19 protein-coding genes and 2 pseudogenes are annotated in these 17941 nt (G+C 36.2%); 13 read left to right on the top strand and 8 right to left on the bottom strand.

Annotated elements, in window-relative coordinates:
* Nucleotides 1-6 precede the first annotated feature (6 nt).
* The 3 genes from murA to acpP form a co-directional block, all read right to left on the bottom strand.
* Nucleotides 7-1284 carry a UDP-N-acetylglucosamine 1-carboxyvinyltransferase gene (gene murA, locus ACQH1X_RS00315; protein WP_425386233.1) on the bottom strand — a complete coding sequence of 426 codons (1278 nt, stop codon included), beginning with the start codon at nt 1282-1284 and terminating at the stop codon, nt 7-9.
* Nucleotides 1285-1461: 177 nt separating this feature from the next.
* Nucleotides 1462-2736 (bottom strand): beta-ketoacyl-ACP synthase II, encoded by a 1275-nt coding sequence (gene fabF / locus ACQH1X_RS00310; RefSeq protein WP_425386232.1) that lies wholly within the window; start codon nt 2734-2736, stop codon nt 1462-1464.
* Nucleotides 2737-2749: 13 nt separating this feature from the next.
* Nucleotides 2750-3010, bottom strand: a complete 261-nt coding sequence (acpP, locus tag ACQH1X_RS00305) for an acyl carrier protein (RefSeq protein ID WP_341811841.1) — start codon at nt 3008-3010, stop codon at nt 2750-2752.
* Between the two features lie 145 nt (nt 3011-3155).
* Between acpP and ACQH1X_RS00300 the strand changes: the two genes are divergently transcribed.
* Nucleotides 3156-4163 (top strand): polyprenyl synthetase family protein, encoded by a 1008-nt coding sequence (locus tag ACQH1X_RS00300; RefSeq protein ID WP_425386231.1) that lies wholly within the window; start codon nt 3156-3158, stop codon nt 4161-4163.
* The gene (locus ACQH1X_RS00295) at nt 4156-5097 is read left to right on the top strand and encodes an FKBP-type peptidyl-prolyl cis-trans isomerase (protein ID WP_425386230.1); all 942 of its coding nucleotides are present in this window, start codon (nt 4156-4158) and stop codon (nt 5095-5097) included. Before ACQH1X_RS00300 ends, ACQH1X_RS00295 begins: the two co-directional genes overlap by 8 nt.
* A 68-nt stretch (nt 5098-5165) precedes the next feature.
* Here the strand turns inward: ACQH1X_RS00295 and hslU are convergent, their stop codons facing one another.
* Together hslU and hslV are read right to left on the bottom strand one after the other, a co-directional pair.
* Complete coding sequence (gene hslU / locus ACQH1X_RS00290; RefSeq protein ID WP_425386229.1) at nt 5166-6656, bottom strand: ATP-dependent protease ATPase subunit HslU; 1491 nt, start codon at nt 6654-6656, stop codon at nt 5166-5168.
* A 1-nt stretch (nt 6657) separates the two neighbouring features.
* Entirely contained in the window at nt 6658-7212 is a 555-nt protein-coding gene (hslV, locus tag ACQH1X_RS00285) for an ATP-dependent protease subunit HslV (protein ID WP_425386228.1), read from the bottom strand.
* 115 nt (nt 7213-7327) lie between these two features.
* On the opposite strand from hslV, the gene gshA reads away from it, so the two are divergent.
* Nucleotides 7328-8488 (top strand): glutamate--cysteine ligase, encoded by a 1161-nt coding sequence (gene gshA, locus ACQH1X_RS00280; protein WP_425386227.1) that lies wholly within the window; start codon nt 7328-7330, stop codon nt 8486-8488.
* A 3-nt stretch (nt 8489-8491) separates the two neighbouring features.
* On the opposite strand, the gene ACQH1X_RS00275 is transcribed toward gshA, so the two are convergent.
* The 3 genes from ACQH1X_RS00275 to ACQH1X_RS00265 form a co-directional block, all read right to left on the bottom strand.
* Nucleotides 8492-9307, bottom strand: a complete 816-nt coding sequence (locus ACQH1X_RS00275) for a hypothetical protein (protein ID WP_425386226.1) — start codon at nt 9305-9307, stop codon at nt 8492-8494.
* A 78-nt stretch (nt 9308-9385) separates the two neighbouring features.
* The gene (hemH, locus tag ACQH1X_RS00270) at nt 9386-10408 is read right to left on the bottom strand and encodes a ferrochelatase (protein ID WP_425386225.1); all 1023 of its coding nucleotides are present in this window, start codon (nt 10406-10408) and stop codon (nt 9386-9388) included.
* Nucleotides 10409-11200 carry a hypothetical protein gene (locus ACQH1X_RS00265; protein ID WP_375604043.1) on the bottom strand — a complete coding sequence of 264 codons (792 nt, stop codon included), beginning with the start codon at nt 11198-11200 and terminating at the stop codon, nt 10409-10411. It lies immediately after the preceding gene.
* A gap of 113 nt (nt 11201-11313) precedes the next feature.
* On the opposite strand from ACQH1X_RS00265, the gene ndk reads away from it, so the two are divergent.
* The 10 genes and pseudogenes from ndk to ACQH1X_RS00215 all read left to right on the top strand — a co-directional run bounded on the left by ndk (nt 11314) and on the right by ACQH1X_RS00215 (nt 17794).
* Nucleotides 11314-11733 (top strand): nucleoside-diphosphate kinase, encoded by a 420-nt coding sequence (gene ndk, locus ACQH1X_RS00260; RefSeq protein ID WP_425386224.1) that lies wholly within the window; start codon nt 11314-11316, stop codon nt 11731-11733.
* A gap of 203 nt (nt 11734-11936) precedes the next feature.
* Entirely contained in the window at nt 11937-12137 is a 201-nt protein-coding gene (locus ACQH1X_RS00255; RefSeq protein ID WP_425386698.1) for a hypothetical protein, read from the top strand.
* Nucleotides 12127-12513: a hypothetical protein gene (locus tag ACQH1X_RS00250; protein ID WP_246433168.1), complete on the top strand. Its 387-nt coding sequence runs from the start codon at nt 12127-12129 to the stop codon at nt 12511-12513. The genes ACQH1X_RS00255 and ACQH1X_RS00250 overlap by 11 nt, the downstream gene beginning before the upstream one ends.
* Nucleotides 12514-12539: 26 nt before the next feature.
* Nucleotides 12540-13841, top strand: coding sequence for a group II intron reverse transcriptase/maturase (gene ltrA, locus ACQH1X_RS00245; protein WP_425385808.1), 1302 nt, complete (start codon nt 12540-12542; stop codon nt 13839-13841).
* 11 nt (nt 13842-13852) lie between these two features.
* Nucleotides 13853-13981: a hypothetical protein gene (locus ACQH1X_RS00240; protein ID WP_425386223.1), complete on the top strand. Its 129-nt coding sequence runs from the start codon at nt 13853-13855 to the stop codon at nt 13979-13981.
* Nucleotides 13978-15012 carry a recombinase family protein gene (locus tag ACQH1X_RS00235; protein WP_425386626.1) on the top strand — a complete coding sequence of 345 codons (1035 nt, stop codon included), beginning with the start codon at nt 13978-13980 and terminating at the stop codon, nt 15010-15012. The genes ACQH1X_RS00240 and ACQH1X_RS00235 overlap by 4 nt, the downstream gene beginning before the upstream one ends.
* A pseudogene (locus ACQH1X_RS00230) lies at nt 14930-15357 on the top strand (magnesium chelatase domain-containing protein); the annotation flags it as partial. The gene ACQH1X_RS00235 and the pseudogene ACQH1X_RS00230, both read left to right, overlap by 83 nt.
* An 80-nt stretch (nt 15358-15437) precedes the next feature.
* Entirely contained in the window at nt 15438-16190 is a 753-nt protein-coding gene (locus ACQH1X_RS00225; RefSeq protein ID WP_425385758.1) for an IS5 family transposase, read from the top strand.
* A gap of 17 nt (nt 16191-16207) precedes the next feature.
* Nucleotides 16208-17257, top strand: a pseudogene (locus ACQH1X_RS00220) (YifB family Mg chelatase-like AAA ATPase); the annotation flags it as partial.
* Between the two features lie 84 nt (nt 17258-17341).
* Complete coding sequence (locus tag ACQH1X_RS00215) at nt 17342-17794, top strand: hypothetical protein (RefSeq protein WP_425386222.1); 453 nt, start codon at nt 17342-17344, stop codon at nt 17792-17794.
* The last annotated feature ends 147 nt before the right edge of the window (nt 17795-17941 follow it).

Raw genomic sequence — 17941 nt, 5'->3', positions numbered from 1 at the left:
ATATCCTCAAGACGAAATGGAGATATCAGCTCCACATGAATTGAGTTTTTCATGCATTGCTTCATATCCTCTCCATAAATGATGTGAATTGTTTATTATAGTTTCTCCACCGGCTACCAAAGAAGCAAGCACCAAAGCTGCTGTTGATCTTAAGTCAGTAGCATATAGATTAGCTCCAGATAAGCTTTTTATTCCACTTATAGTAGCTTTGCTTTTCTCGATGCTGATATTAGCACCTAACTTTCTCAATTCATCTGCATGTGCAAATCTGTTTTCAAAAACGTTCTCTTCAATTACTGATATCCCATCAGCGATGCACATTGCAGACATCAGTTGTGGTTGCATATCACTGGGAAAGTTGGGGTATGGATCTGTCACAACGTTAGCAGACTTAATAGAGCCATTTTTTCTGGAAATCATAACCCCCTCATTATATAGTTCAACATTAGCCCCTATAGCTTTCAATTCATTCACAATACATCTTATATCAGATAGACTTATTCCTTCTAACTCCAACTTACCACCGGTTATTATAGCAGCTAGTGCATAGGTGCCTGCTTCTATGCGATCTGGTATTATTTTATGAATACATCCATTTAATGCTTCAACTCCTGTTATTGTGATCCTTGTATCACTAATCTCAATATTAGCACCCATTTTCTTTAGGAACTCTATTAAATCAAGAACTTCCGGCTCCGTTGCAGCATTGTTTATTATTGTCACTCCTTCTGCAAGTGTTGCTGCCATTATTATATTTTCTGTTGCACCAACGCTTATTTTCTCAAGTGTAACCTCTTTTCCTTGTAGCTTTCCTTTCACTGTTGCAATTATATTACAGCCTTCAACTTTAATTTTAGCTCCCATTTCTTCTAATGCTTTGATATGCATATCAACGGGACGCTTTCCGATATTGCATCCACCAGGAAAGACTGTTGTGATTTTACCAAATCTACTGAGAATTGGACTTAGCATTAAAAAAGATGCTCGCAGCTTACTTGCAGTTTCATGTGACATTACGTGATGGTTGATATTACCGCAGTCAATTTCCAAAGTATGATTTGCTTTATAATCTTTATTACATGTAAAGCTCACTTTCGCCCCAAGACTCTCAAGCAGCTTAGACATTAGATGCACATCAATTAAATCAGGTACATTATGCAAAATCACCGGGAAGCTACTCAATAGACTTGCTGCCATTATCGGTAAAATAGCATTCTTTGAACCATTAATCTTGATTTTTCCGACCAGGGATTTGTAGTTATTTCTTATTAATATCTTGTGCATTTAATTAGATATAAAGTATATATTCATTAATTTATTGAAGTCTTACTAAGTATAATAGATTGATCGTAAAAGGCAAAAATTTGCTTTTTCTCCCTCCGTCATCCAAGTAGCGTGACACCATTGTTTTCTTCCTTAGCCAATTATTGATACCTTACGTTTATTTTATCCTTAAGAGGTTTAATTATAATTTTTTCCAAAGATGAGCGATGCATTAGTGCCACCAAAACCAAACGAATTAGAAAGTGCATATTGAATTTTATGCTCTTGAGCTTTAAGTGGTACAAAATTTAAATCACATCCTTCTGAAGGGTTATGTAAATTTAAGGTTGGCGGAATAATTCCATTATTTAACGCAAGAATACTAAATATTGCTTCAACGCTCCCTGCAGCACCAAGTAAATGTCCTATAGAAGATTTAGTTGAAGAAATAGGTATTTTATAAACGTAGTCACCGAATAACTGTTTCATTGCTATTACTTCAATTTTATCTCCAAGTGGTGTTGAAGTCCCATGTGCATTAATATACCCTACTTGATTGGGATTAATTTGTGCGCTCTTTAAAGCAAGCTGCATTGCCTTAAATGCGCCTCTTCCTTCTGGATGTGGTGCTGTAATGTGGTGTGCATCCCCTGTCAGTCCGTACCCAACCAGTTCAGCATGTATTTTTGCCCCCCTTTTTTTTGCATGTTCGTATTCCTCCAGCACCAATATACCTGCTCCTTCACCCATAACAAAACCATCGCGTTCTGCATCCCATGGTCTTGAAGCTTCTTTGGGTTTATCATTGAATTTAGTTGATAACGCCTTCATAGATGCAAAACCTGCAATTCCAACTCTACACAGTGCACTTTCTGCTCCACCTGCAATCATAACATCCGCTTCACCAAGTTTTATAGTTCTTGCTGAGTTTATGATTGCATGCGCACCTGTTGCACATGCGGTTACTGCTGAATCGTTTGGACCTGTAAATTTGTATTTAATAGAAATATGGCCAGATATCAAATTTATTAGACTTGCAGGGACAAAAAATGGACTGACACGTCTGGGCCCTTTTTCCTGCATGGTAATAACATTTTCCTGAATTGACGGAAGACCACCTATACCAGAGCCAATAGTTACGCCAACACGTTCTCTATCTACTTTTGAATCTTCTAAAGATGAATCTTCCACAGCTTGAATCGCTGCTGCAATGCCGTAATGAATAAAACGATCCGTTCTTTTTAGATCTTTTTCAAAAATATAACCTACAGGATTAAAGTAATTCTCAATGTTATCGGATTGCACAGGCACCTGCCCTGCAACCTTGCAAGCAAGATCAGAAGAGTCAAATCTATCTGTATTGATTGCTTTTATGCCAGACTCGCCTTTTATCAGCCTTGACCAAGTGTTGTCAACATCTGCCGCTAGTGGAGTGATTAAACCAACACCAGTGACTACTACTCTTCTGCTCATTTAACACTAACTATTAGCCTTTTTTACTATTAATGTACTCAACTATTTGCTCCATAGTTTCCATTTTTTGTGCGTCTTCATCTGGGATTTCTATCCCGAACTCTTCTTCTGCCGCCATGATGATTTCAACTGCATCTAAACTGTCTGCACCATGCTCCGAAAGCTTTGAAGAGCTGTTGAATTTCTCTACATCCTTACTAATGTGCTCTAGTATAATCTTTTTCACTTTCTCTTCTATGTCTTCTCTAGTGCTCTTTGCTAGTTCGCTATTCACATTTCTTACCAAAAAAATAACCTATTCTTTGATGTTATAAAAAATTTTTATGTTTGCAATATCTTTTATAACTGATAAACTACAGTAAAGTTTTCTACTGCCCTAGCTGGCTGGCGTTACGTGCTAAACAATTAATAATTCAAAAATGCTAGACGAAACAACAAAAAATTTGCTTATTGTAGAAGTAAATAAACTCTTACCCGAAAATAGCGAGAATAAGCTTATATCAGCTATGCGTTATATACTCCTTGCTCCTGCAAAACATATACGCTCCTTTTTAGTCGTAGCTTCATCGCGAGTGTTTAACGCGGAAGCTAAAAAAGTAATATCAGTTGCTGCAGCAATTGAATTTGTTCATGCTTATTCTCTAATTCACGATGATTTACCGTGCATGGACAACAGTGATACTCGCAGAAGCCAGCTAAGCTGCCATAAAAAATTTGACGAAGCAACAGCAGTGCTTGCCGGAGATGCACTACTTACTCTGGCTTTTGAGGTATTATCTTCGTTAAATGAGAAACGCTGTGAGATCATAAAAGTGCTCTCTCAAGCAATAGGAATTAGGGGAATGGTGGGAGGACAGGCTTTAGATATTAACAGTGAGCATATAGATTTTAGACCCCAACCCTCTGTCATGCAAGTAGCTGACACTGGAATCCAGAAGGCTTTGCCTACAAGCATTTCGTGCAAAAAGCCATGCGATGGTGGAGCTGAACATGAAATGGATTCCAGTGTCAGCTACTTGCATGACACCCTTTCTACCTTAAACCCACAACATTCGTACAGCTGTATGTATAACGCTGGAATGACGTCGGGCCAAGCTGATAAAATAAAAGAAATTCATTTGATGAAAACCGCAAAATTATTTGCAGCTTCATGCGAAATAGGCGCTATAATAGGGAATGCTACAGACAAGCAACGTAAAGCGTTATATAACTACGGGATAAACCTAGGGCTTATCTTTCAAGCTAAGGATGATATTGAAGACTACGAACAAGATAAAACAAATAATCTAATGTCTGTGCTTGGTAAAAGTGAAGTAGAGGACTATATAGACGGCCTCTTTAAACAAGGCTTGGGTAATTTGAGTGCGCTTTCAGGGGATACTAATTATTTATATGATTTATTGAATCAAGTAAAGAAAGATGGTTAGAAAAATTATATTACAAATGCTTATTTCCGTAGTAATGATTTTCACTTTAACTTCTGCTTTTGTGTTTACTATTGTCTATATAAACAAAGGTAAACCGGAAAAAAAGGACAAGCTTTATGAGATAAATGCCACGCATGGTGGCTTGATACAGACGATAGCACATTACCTAGTGAAGCCAATACTTGAATCAGCACTTGACCGCTATATTGAAAAGCATGGGCTAACAGAATATTTAGAAGAAATAACGCAGCAAAAGGAAGAAGATTCAATAAATTTTTATGAAATTACTGAAGGTAATGGCAGTAAGGCTTTCTGTGGCCTGGAAGTCCTACTGCAAATATATAAAATTTCTAATAATAGCTTAGCAACACTCCCTAGCAAAGTTTCTGATGTTACTTTGAAAATAGGTCAAGATGACCTAAAAGAAGTGGGTTTAGGGGTGATAGGTATGAAAGAAGGCGGAGAGCGTGTAGTTACTATTGCTAATGATAACAAAATGAATTTTAATTCTTATTACGTCAAACTGATCGAAGTAAAGGATAAATATCCCGACTCAGTAAATAATCTGATGGTTTTTAATGACTTAATTAACAAGACTGGAAAACAAGTAAGGTGCGGTGATGAGATATCGGTTAAATATAGCGTAAAGGAGCATAATGGAGAATATATAGTCAAAGATCAAACAGTGCAATTCAAAGTTGGTAACAAAGAAATACCACTTGCTATAGAGTTTGGCGTTGTGGGAATGAGAGCTGGTAATAAAAGAACTATTCTTTCTCCGCCTGACCTTTTGACTATTACTGACGATATGTTAATAAAAGACATAGATTGTGATGAAGAAAATATCTCAATAATTGACTTAAGCTTAGATGTTAAGCAAGAGGTTGCAGCACACCATTCTACTGTTGAAAAACAGCCTAAAGAATATAGCTGAAATTTTAGGTTTACTGGCTGATCTTCTGAACACTCTCTATACTACTTAAAGTAGGCTTCTCGTTTCTCCTAAAGTATAAACTTAGATAAATCCAACTGCTTCGAAATTGACTCAAGTTTATCTTTTACATACTTGCTGTCTATAATGAATTTTTCGCTATTCTTCTCAGAAGCAATGAAACTTATTTCATCTAAAAGCTTCTCCATGACAGTGTGAAGCCTTCTTGCGCCTATATTTTCCACTTGCCTATTAACTGTAAACGCTATTTCAGCTATGGTTTTTATACCATCATCAGTGAACTCAAGCGTCACATCTTCTGTTTTCATTAAAGCTATGTACTGCTTTAACAAACTAGATTCTGGTTCCTTTAATATTCTTATTAAATCCTCTTGAGTAAGTGCCTTAAGTTCTACCCTGATCGGTAATCTGCCCTGCAATTCCGGTAAGAGGTCAGATGGTTTAGATTGATGAAAAGCACCAGATGCAATAAATAATATATAGTCTGTTTTTACATGGCCATACTTAGTTGTAACAGTTGTTCCTTCAAGTAGTGGTAACAGATCGCGTTGCACTCCTTCTCTGTTTACTTCACCTTTTATTTCTGTACGCGCTGCAATTTTGTCTATTTCATCCAAAAATACTATACCGTCGTTACTAACAAGATCAATGGCTTCTTTGATTATCTTATCTTCATCCATTAGCTTTTCACTTTCTTCATTAATTAATATTTCACGCGCTTCTTTTACCTTCACCGTAATAATTTTTGTTTTTTTGCTCCCATTAAACATCTTGCCCACTATTTCTGTTACATTCATCACGCCAACTTGCCCACCTGGCATGCCTGGTATATCGAAAGTAGGTAACATACTCTTGCTCTCTCTGACGTTAATAGAAACTTCTCCGTCCTCAAACTCTTTATTCCTCAACCTTTCTCTAAAATTTTTTTTACTCTCTTCGGTTGCATCTTCGCCTACCATAGAGTTTACTATTGTTTTCTCAGCTAAAATTAAAGCCTTTTTAGCTAAGGCTTTACGGGCTTTCTCTTTAACTAAAACTATTGCTGCATCAACCAAATCGCGTATTATCGAATCAACGTCACGTCCAACGTATCCTATTTCAGTAAACTTCGTTGCCTCAATTTTTATGAACGGTGCACCGGCAAGTTTTGCTAAGCGGCGAGCTATTTCAGTTTTACCAACCCCTGTATGACCGATCATCAATATATTCTTAGGTATGATTTCATCACGCAATGGAAATGGAACCTGATTGCGACGCCAACGATTTCTGAGCGCAATAGCAACAGCACGCTTTGCATCATCCTGTCCGATTATGAATCTATCTAATTCTTTAACTATCTTCTGTGGTGGCAGGTCATCTAACAAAACTTGAGTACTGTCATTAACTTGAATATCGCTGTCATTTGAATCAAAACCACTCTTAGTATCTTTATAGAGGTCATTTTTTTCATCATAGATGTCACTACTACAAGGCCACCCTTCTGAAAGGGTTATAGGCTGATTGGAAAAATTAGTGCACAAAGTTTTTTGCTTGGAAGACATATCACTCCTCTATCTTTTCAATAACTACATTATGATTTGTATAAACACATATATCGCCAGCTATCTTCATAGCCTTTTTTGCAATCTCTTCTATTGATATTCCTTTAATGTCAATTAAAGCTCTTGCTGCAGATAGAGCAAAATTTCCCCCAGAGCCAATAGCTGCGATTCCATCTTCAGGTTCAAGAACATCACCTATTCCCGTAATTACTAATGAAATAGATTTATCTGCAACAATCATCATAGCCTCTAATTTTCTTAGATATTTATCCATTCTCCAGTCTTTTGCAAGTTCAACACATGCTCTCATTAATTGCCCTGGGTGCTTGTCAAGTTTAGATTCTAGTCTTTCAAAGAGAGTAAATGCATCGGCTGTTGCTCCAGCAAAACCGGCAATTACAGAATCACCAGAAAGACGCCTAACTTTTTTTGCTCCGGATTTTATAACAGTGTGGCCCAGTGAAACCTGTCCATCACCTATTACTACTACGCTTTTATCTTTTCTAATTGACAGTATAGTAGTTCCATACATTTTATTGTTATCGTGTTGAATCATTTTTCTATTACTTTAAATAAGAATCTCATTATACTTTAATCTTTAGTCAAATTTGCTAAATATGTTTAATTATAGCTTATAATATAATACCTTCCTTATAACATTTAAAGTGCAGATGCAAAGCATAATTCACCCAGATTTGGAAAAAAGTATAAATAATTGGTTTGAGGTAAAATTTAACGACCTTACATTGCCATTTTATAGCTCTATAGATCTTAGAAACTCCAGCTACAAAATTGCCCCAGTGGACGCTAATTTATTTCCTGCAGGGTTCAACAATCTAAGTGAAACATCAAGAGCAACAGCAGCAAAACTAATAAAAAGTTATTTTGAAACAAAACAACATAAAAAGACTCTTATAATACCGGAGAATTACACACGAAATAAAATGTATATAGAAAACGTATTTGTTATAGAGAAAGTACTGCAGCTCGCAGGTTTTGAAACTAGAATTGGCCTCTTTCACAACGAAGCATATAATTTAATAGAACCATATGAAACTATCGTGAAAGAAAACTCTCTGCTAAAGACAACTTCAGGATTTGTGCCTGATGTTATTATACTGAATCGTGATATGACGAGCCACATTCCAGACACGCTAAAAGACGTAAAGCAAGATATAGTACCAAGCCCACTATACGGTTGGCATAGCAGACAGAAATTTAAGTACTTTGAAATCTATCAAGAATTAGTGTCCGAATTTTGTGGCGAATTTAAAATGGACCCATGGCTTATTTCTGTGCTTACAGAAAACTGCAATGGAGTTAATTTTAATGATGATTCATCACTAGGAGCAGTAGCAACTAAAGTTGACCAAATATTATCTCTAGTGCAAAAAAAATATGAGGAATATGAAATAAAAACACAACCTTACGTTTTTATCAAAGCAAGCAATGGCACATATGGGATGGGCATTATAACAGTAACAAGTGGAGAGGAAATATTAAACCTCAATAAAAAAAAGCGTCATAAAATGAAAAAGATAAAAGAAGGAATAGCAATCAATAGCGTTATTATACAAGAAGGTGTACCAACCATTGACGTATTTAAAAGCAGTTCTGCAGAACCGCTAATATACTATATAGGAAATACTCCAACATGTTACTTATACCGATGTAATAGCAGGAAAAATGAATACTCTAGCTTGAATGCCACTGACTGTGAGTTTCATGATGTTAGCCAGGTTGTGGAAGGTAAAATTCTGTCACTTTGGAGTATTGTTAGCAAATTAGCAGTACTAGCGTTGGCAGTAGAAATAAAATCTTTTCACCTCTAACCCTTACATTCCCACAACGTCGCCATTGGGGAGACCATTACCATCATAATCGTGCCTAATATGATTAGTGCCATCAAGTTCAGTGGAAGGATCGTCATTGACAGGTTGATTAAACAACTTGTCAAGTTGAACTGCAAGAAATACTGCACTATATATTATGCTGACTGTTACACTTAAGTTGAAATTATAGATTATACCACTACCCAAGTTTATTGGTATAGTTGGAGTCTCTATCCTTCTTAATGTGAAGTTTAATAAACCTAACGACAAAGTTAATGTGCTGATAATAAGGTCCTTCTTACACTCAGTAGACTTTTCAGGATCCTTATTATCCAGATATTTCTTGCATGTATAATAATAGCTTATAGGTTCCGAAATAAACAGAAATAGGATCGTTGATGTTAAGCTAATATAACTTATTACATCTGCATTGCCTCCAGTGCAAAAGTGGATGACTCTCAGCATCATCAACGCTTCTATGGTGCTGCTTGCAAGATTAGCCGATTTACCCAAAATTTTTGCTAATTCTTTTTTACCCTTAGGGTCTTTATAATCTTTTACCAAATCCCGTAAAATGAATGCAGAATGGGCAATGTATAGGGTAGATGTCGGAAATTTCACCCATCGGGCAACATTCTTTATAAGGGAGATATTGGATCTGTTATTGTCAATAAACTCACAACAAAATTGCAGTGAAATCTTACACAATAGGGCTGTTAAACCTGTTGTGATGCAGATTACCTTCCTGAAATCATGATTATAAATATCATGCACCTTTTGTGCGGGCGTGTTGGATTCCTTTTTTAGCTTGCTTGGCATGAAATAGTTAACAAAATAATAACTGCCTGTTATTCTATCACATAAAATCCTAAAAGAAAAGCCCTATAAATCAGGACTTTAAGGGAGATTTATGCACAAATCGGCTAAGCATTTTATAAACAAGGGATCGGTACTGAGAGTTGGCACGCGAAAGTAATATCCATCCTTGATAATTGCTTTATATTCTATATCAAGTTCAACTAGAGTTTCTGAATGCTCAGAAACAAAAGATATAGGTGATAAAACTACAGGTACACCATCAATTTTTGCGCGTAATAGCTCACTTTCAGTGCTTGGCTCTAACCATTTTACGGGACCAATTTTGCTCTGATAGCATATTGACCAATCTAAGTTATTGATAGCTAGCTTTTCTACTATTAACTCTACGCTTCTTTCTACCTGTGAAGCGTAAGGGTCGCCTTTTTTAATAACACTGAGAGGTAGGCTATGGGCTGAAAATAGGACTCTTGGCTTATCGATTCTGCTGGCTAATTTGTAATACTTAGCTATTAAATTAGCGTGAGCTTCAATAAAATCTTGGTTATCATAATAACGGTGAATCATTTTTGTATTGCATTTTAGGCCATACCGTTTAGCATTTTTTTGCCAATTCTCGATGGATGACAGAGTTGTGGTAGTTGAATATTGTGGATACAGTGGCAACAGAATTACTTCGTCAGGATCAAATTGTTTTACACTTTTAACAACTTCGTCGGCAAAAGGGTGCCAGTAGCGCATGCAGATGAATACTTTGGTTAGTTTTGGTGTCATTCCAGCGCGTGACGCTGGAATCCAGTTTTTTTTTCTAAATCCCAGTGTCTGGGCACTGGGATGACAAAAGACAGGTTTGTTAAGTTCTTGTTCAAGCGCTTCAGCTTGCATTTTTGTATTCTCCAGAATTGGCGATTTACCTCCAATTTCCTCGTATATTTTTTGTGCAGTATTTTCTCGTTTTGCGGAGATAAACTTTGCTAAAAGAAACCGAAAAGGGTTTGGTAAATTTATTATTCTTCTGTCGTAAAAGAGATTAAATAAAAAAGGACGAACTGCGCTGAGTGAGTCAGGCCCGCCAAGATTAAATAAGATAACTGCCTTTTTCACCTACGCACTACTACAACAAGTTACTTCTGGGGTGCCTATAAAATTAGCCACACACTTATCAAATCTAGTTATAGGCACTAAATTTCTTACACTTGCATACAATAAATGGCCAGATCTTTGTACGTTACTCTTGGTAGATGTAAGGCTTTTATCAAAAACCTTATCAACAAGAAAACTTGGCACTGCTTCAAGAAGTTCAACGGCAGCTAAAGATAGCATGATACAACTTTGAAGAATCTTCAGAGGAAAAACTAAAAATGCAACGAAAAAAGAGGTGCTACTTGTTTCATCCAGTGGTCGCCCTGAGTTAGGCGAATTATACTCGATGTGTTTTCTATTTTGATCAAAAATAGGAAATTTTATAGTATCTTTCTTAAATTCCTTATTCACTGTTTCTTTTGGGCAACCTGTTTGTTTTTCTAATAATTTTTCACGTAGATTAAAAGTTCTGACAATAAAACATGTGGCAATCATTAAAGCAGCACATACGAGTGCACATTGTAGAAGACCAGTGAATGTAAGGCAAACAAGCGGTACTATGACAGCCATTTCAAGAAACGGAATAGTATTTCTTTTCATTGCAAAGGCAGCACCTTTTTTTAATTCTGTATTATGATGTGAGCTATATTCCAAATAGCTTAAAAATGCCAAACTAAAAGTCAAAAACCCTTTTGTTCCACAAAAAAGTGATGACTTAAAGTTACTTACTAATTTTTTAGCAGTAGATTCAGCTTGTTTTTTAGTGGTAGGCTCAGCTTGTTTGATAGTGTTCTTTTTACAACAGCCACCCATACAATACCTCCTTGATGGTTTATCCTTAACTATAAATAAAAAACTACTTTTATCAAATCAAAATTTACAATAAAATAAATCTATAAATATACTATTTTATATAAGGAAACAATATGGCAATTGAGAAGACACTTTCGATATTAAAACCTGATGCAGTAAAAAATAATATTACAGGCAAGATAAATTCTTACATCGAAAAATCTGGACTAGAAATTATAGCACAAAAAATGATGTTGCTGACAAAAAAACAAGCAGAGCTATTTTATGAAATTCATAAAGATAGGCCTTTTTTGGGGGAATTGGTAGAGTTTATGACTTCTGGTCCTGTGATAATTCAAGTTTTAGTTGGTGAAAATGCAGTAAGTAAATACAGACAAATCATGGGAGCTACCGACCCAAAGCAGGCAGATAAAGGTACAATCAGAGGTGATTTTGCTGATGATATTAGTGAAAATAGAGTACACGGTTCGGATAGTCTAGAAAATGCTCGTAAGGAAATAGCTTTCTTTTTTGCTGAATGTGAGTTGGTGTAGTTAATTCAACTCAGATTTTTCTATATATAACTAAATTTTCTGGATCCTATGTCGTGACCGTTCAGACAATGGCGTCAACTTAAGGGAAAATATCAGTGATTGTGTGTAAAATTTCTCTCTAAATTTTTTATCATTAAATTATCCAAAGAGTGCAAGAAACAGCACTTTTGTTTCTATTTTATTTCAACAAAAAAGTTTAAAATGTGTCCTTTTTAGACGAGACGTGCAGAAAGGAAAAAATCTTATTTTACAAATTAAAAATACAATATACTCAAAAACTTTTCAGAAGATCCATAGGAGGGTTTGCAAATGGTGCGCCAAGAAGTGCTTGGAGAACAGTTGGTGAAAATCCAACACAAACAAAGTCTAGCCAACAGTTTGGAACAGACCACTATGTTGCATGAGGTAACGAGTGTAATAGAGCTAGTGGGATGGACAATGCAGGGTACAACGAAAGTGAAGGGATTGAGTTCCGAAATACCTGAAGACATAGAGGTCGACATTTTCATGGCCATGGAAGACAGCATGAAGGATAACGTAAAGGCAAGTTATCACTCACTCTATCGGGATCTGAGACCGTGCCATGTATTGAAATGGACTTCAAGTGAACTTGGGAGATCCTATGCATTCCTACAAAGGTACGCTGGAACAAGTCAACAAAGGCAAGAACTAGCGGAAGATGCAGGGGAAGTCGGACTGATTGATAGTACTCAGAATGTGGGAAAGCCACGTACAAGGGGAAGCGATCAGCAATATAGTAACTGGAATAGGGATTGCTAGGCCAATACAACGGAGGTTGGAATAACATGCAAAATAAACTAAACCAGATAGCAGTAAGAGCAAAGCAAGATAAGCGACTAAAATTCACATCGTTAGTCCATCTGATAAATACAGAGAATCTTGCGAGATGTTATAAAGAACTGAAGCGTAACAAGGCTTGTGGAGTAGACCAGATAACAGTGGAATCATACGGAGAAAATCTGAATGAGAAACTCGAAGTGCTAGTAGAAAGTATGAAGAGGAAGCAATATCAACCACAACCAGTAAAGAGGGTATATATACCGAAAGCTGGAAGTAAAGAGAAACGCGGACTCGGAATACCATCGACCGAGGATAAATTAGTACAGATTATGCTGAAGAAGATATTAGAAAATATTTACGAGGCAAACTTTCTGGACAGCTCATATGGATTTCGACCTGGAAGAAACTGTCATCAAGCGGTAAATGCACTAGATAAAGCAGTTATGTACAAGCCAATAAACTACATTGTAGAAGTGGATATCAAGAAGTTCTACGATAATATACAGCATAAATGGCTAATGAGATGTCTAAGGGAACGAATAACTGACCCAAATTTGCTGTGGTTAGTAAAGCGGTTTCTCAAGGCAGGGATAGTCGAAGCTGGAAATTATGAAGCAACAAAACAAGGTACACCCCAAGGTGGTATAGTAAGTCCTGTATTAGCAAATATATACTTACATTATGTGTTGGATTTATGGATAGAAAAGAAATTTAAACCAAGATCCAGAGGATATATACAACTAATAAGGTTTTGCGACGATTTTGTGGTTTGTTGCGAAAGTAAGGTAGACGCGGAAGAATTTCTGGAATTACTGAAACAAAGGCTAAATAAATTTGGGTTGGAAGTATCTGAAAACAAGACCAGAGTAGTAAAGTTTGGCAAGAGGGAGTGGCAACAAGCGATAAGAGAGAAACGAAGGACGGAAAGTTTCAATTTTCTGGGGTTTACGCACTATGGTGCAAAAAGTCGTCGTGGTAGATTAATAATGGGACATAAAACCTCAAAGTTAAATCTAGCCAGAAAACTAAAAGAAATCAAGGAGTGGTTGAAAATAGTCCGCGGAAGTATTCGACTTAAAGATTGGTGGCAAGTACTGAAGGCTAAATTAACAGGACACTATAACTACTTTGGTATTAGCGGAAATTATTGGTGTTTGAAACAATTTTACACATCAGTAAGAAAGCTAGCATTTAAATGGATAAATCGGCGTAGTCAGAAAAAGAGTATGACCTGGGAACAGTTTGTACACTACGTAGAAGTAAATCCATTACCAAAGCCAAAAATACATTTTTCTTTATATGCATAAGAGGGACGACTGTGAAAACTAATATTGATGAGCCGTGTGCGGGAAATCTGCAAGCACGGTTCTTTAGGGGGAGTTGTAGTAATAAAACTCAAACGAGAGGAGTAAAGCTACAGCTTCTACCGAACAAAGAGCAAGTATAGGAGAAGTTGTACATGAACTGAATAAGATACCGGTAATAACACGAACAGGAAAAAGGTATTGGAAAAGGAGCACTATTTGGAACATGTTAAAAAATCCTGCTTATATAGGACAAGCAGCTTATGGTAAAACTAGGACATGCTCAAAACCACAAGTAAAAAAATCAAAAAAAGGAACTTGTGGTAAACTTAAAAGTGGTCGCTTTAATAGTGATAAAGAGAATTGGACTTATATTCCAGTACCAAAAATAATCAATGAAAATTTATTTGATTCAGTGCAAACACAATTAGCTGAAAATAGACAAAGAGCAAGAGTACGGCAAAGAAGAGAAACATATTTATTACAAGGTTTTATGGTATGCCAACGTTGTCAATATACTTATTGTGGTACAAACCACGTTCATAAAAAGTCGACATATTATTACTATCGTTGCTCTGGTACAAACTCTAGCAAATTTAATGGCAATAAAATCTGCGATAATAAATCAATACGTACTGATGTACTCGATACAGTTATATGGGAAGAAGTTAAGAGTATATTAAAAGAGCCAGATAGGATTGCAAATGAATATCAACGTAGATTGTCAGAGAACAAAAAACCTTTACATAATCAAACACGTAAAAAGCAAGAAAGTAAGCTAAGATTAAGTATCAAAAAATTTATTGATAGCTATGCTAAAGGGTTTATAAGCCAAGAAGAATTTGAACCAAGAATCACAACAATGAAACAGCATTTAAAAGAAATTGAGGAGGAAAAAGAAAAAGTACTTGATCAAAAGAAATTACAACAAGAATTGAGCTTAGTTACAGATAGCTTGAAAAACTTTTCCTCAAGTGTTGAATCAAAACTTGATCTAGTAGATTGGCAGACTAAGCAAAATATTATTAGAATGTTAATTCATCAAATTGAAATCAACCACAACCACTTATACATAGTATTTCGCATAAAAAATCTTGCAAATTTTGATCAAAATAGCCATAATAGAATTATGCAATGTTGTACTAGCAGTCAATATTGTTGGATTACCGGATAAAACTGTTGCAGAATCCAAAGAGCGCATCAGAGCAGCGTTAAATTCAATCAATCTACTATACCTCCAAAAAGAATTACAGTTAATCTCTCCCCTGCGGATTTGCTGAAAGAAGGCAGTCATTATGACTTGGCTATTGCTATTGGACTACTTGTTGTAATGAATGTGATACCAGTTGAAAAAGTTCAATCTTATATCATTATGGGTGAGCTTGCCCTTGATGGCAGAGTTATTCCAGTTTCAGGTGTGCTGCCAACAGCAATCAATGCAAAACAGACAAATAAAGGAGTAATTTGCCCAAGGGGAAATGGAGTAGAGGCTTTATGGGTAAAGAATGTTTCAATTCTAGGCTCTGTGGACAAAAAATATGAAAAGAGAGAAAAAGATGGTAGTTTAGCTTAATAGGTAAAAAATGGAGAAACTACCATATGCAATATTACATCAAAGAGGAAAATTGGAAACAAATTTTAGAGTTCATAAAAAGCGTAAAAGGAATGCATAGCAAAGATGAAAAACGTTTAAGAATATTCATAGAGGCAGTGTGGTACATAGTCCGAAGTGGTTGCCAATGGAGACTTTTACCAAAAACTTATGGTAATTACAGGAGTATACATAAGCGATTTAAAAGATGGTGTGAAAGAGATGTCTGGGAAAAATTGCTTGAATATACTAAACAAGAGCCTGATTTAGAAGTTGCTATAATCGACGGTACGATCATCCGAGCCCATCCATGTTCATCTGGATATACAAAAAACTCCAAGGATCAAGAAGCTTTAGGGAGGAGCAAAGGTGGCTTTACAACTAAAATACATGCGCTTGTCGATGCACTTGGAAATCCACTTAAATTTACTCTGACCCCTGGTCAAAGAAATGAGATTACACAAGCAGCAACATTAACTGAAAGTGTCTATAATACCACTGTAGTGGCTGATAAAGGCTATGACAGCAATGCTTTTGTTACGAGTCTTGAAAGCAAGGGATGTACAGCAGTTATTCCTCCGAAGCGTAATCGAAAAGTGCAGAGGGGTTACGATAAACACATTTATAAAGAGCGTCATTTAATTGAGTGTTTTTTCGGTAAAATTAAGAACTTTAGGCGTATTTTTTCCAGATTCGATAAAACGGCTGAGGTTTTTATGGGTTTTCTAAATTTTGTCGGGGCTCTTGTATGGCTTCTCTAAAATTTTGTCCACAGAGCCTAGCTATAGAGAAATTAACTGATATTATCAGACCCTTTAAGGGTAAACAATTAATTCAGCCAGTAATTTTTAATTATAGTGATGCACCAAAAGAAAAAAGATTGATTCCCGATATGAAGGATATCAAAGGCCAAGTTGTTGCAAAAAGAGCAGCTGAAATTGCAGCAGCAGGTGGACACAATATGCTTCTTGTTGGCCCTCCTGGTACTGGAAAGTCAATGCTTGCTAAGCGCTTTATAGGATTGCTGCCTGATTTGACCGAACAGGAGATGATTGATGTTAATATTATTTCCAGCATAACAAAAACTGGTAATGAAATATTCAAAGTAGCGCGTCCCTTTCGTGAGCCTCATCATTCATGCTCTATGCCAGCAATGATAGGGGGAGGAAAGAATGCAAAACCCGGAGAAATTACCATGGCTCATAATGGCGTGTTATTCCTTGATGAGTTGCCAGAGTTTCCAAGACTTGTGCTTGATTCTCTGCGCCAACCACTTGAAGATAGAAAAGTTACCGTTGCAAGGGCAAATGCTCACATTACTTATCCAGCCAATTTTCAACTGATAGCTGCAATGAACCCTTGCAGGTGCGGTTATTTAGGTGATGCAAGCAGATCGTGCAACAAAGCTCCAAAGTGTGGCACAGATTACAAAAACAAAATATCAGGACCATTGCTTGATAGAATAGACATATGCATTAAAATGCCAAACGTTAGCATACTCTCTCCTGAAATCTCTGTGGAGGGAGAAAGTACTAAGATCATGAGAGAAAGAGTGATAGCAGCGAGAAAAATTCAAACTGAGCGTTATAGTAAATTGAATGTTCGTTGTAACGCAGAAGTAAGCGGTGAAGCATTTAATAAATTTACTGAACCAGATCAGGCAGGGTTAGAATTGCTAAAATACGTACTGAAAGAAAATTACATTTCCAATCGAGGCTACACACGCGTATTAAAAGTTGCAAGAACCATTGCAGATCTTGCAAAAACTGAAAAAGTAAAAAGAGCACACATTGCTGAAGCGTTGAATTACAGAATAAGGGTATATTAAAAAATTAGTTTACTTGACAGACAATTTGTTTCATTATATACTGCCCTTAGTGAAATTTTAACATTCTATTTAAGGAGTAGAGTTATGGCATTAACAAAATATAATTACGAACAAGAACATAGTGTTTTTCGCGCTATTTCAGAGGGATATAAACAACCTGATAAGGAACACTGGGGAGTTACAGGTGCTGCTGGTGGGCTTGGTCAGTATATTAAGGATAATAAGTTAAGAACAGCATTATTTCCGCTTGCAGTTGCAAGTGTTGTCTTTACAGCAATGCATATGAAAGCAGGCTTTGTTAGTGCAGCAGAAGCTTCTGGGTTTCTTGCTAAGACTGCCAGCTACTTTGTTGGGACAAATCAAGCAATAGCTGCTTCATTACCTGGATTTATCGGAACAGGTGTTGCTGGTCAGATAGTTGCAGGTGCCATAATGGCAATTGCTGCAGCTGCTGTTCTTTATGGAACATATCAAGTTGCCTCAAAATTAAAAGATGTTGTGGTTGAAGCATGGAAAGGAGAAGAAAAAGCTGTATAATAACTTCAACAAAACAAAAAGGGATAGGTTTCTGTCCCTTTTTGTAAACATTTTCTATTTTTTTGAAGTAATATCATCCAAAAATCTAGTAATTATAAAATAGCACTTATTAGTATAAATATTAAGAATAAGTAAATCCCGTTTACT

This window comes from Wolbachia endosymbiont (group A) of Barypeithes pellucidus (assembly GCF_964030885.1).
Lineage (GTDB): Bacteria > Pseudomonadota > Alphaproteobacteria > Rickettsiales > Anaplasmataceae > Wolbachia.
This window is presented reverse-complemented; position numbering and strand designations above follow the sequence as displayed.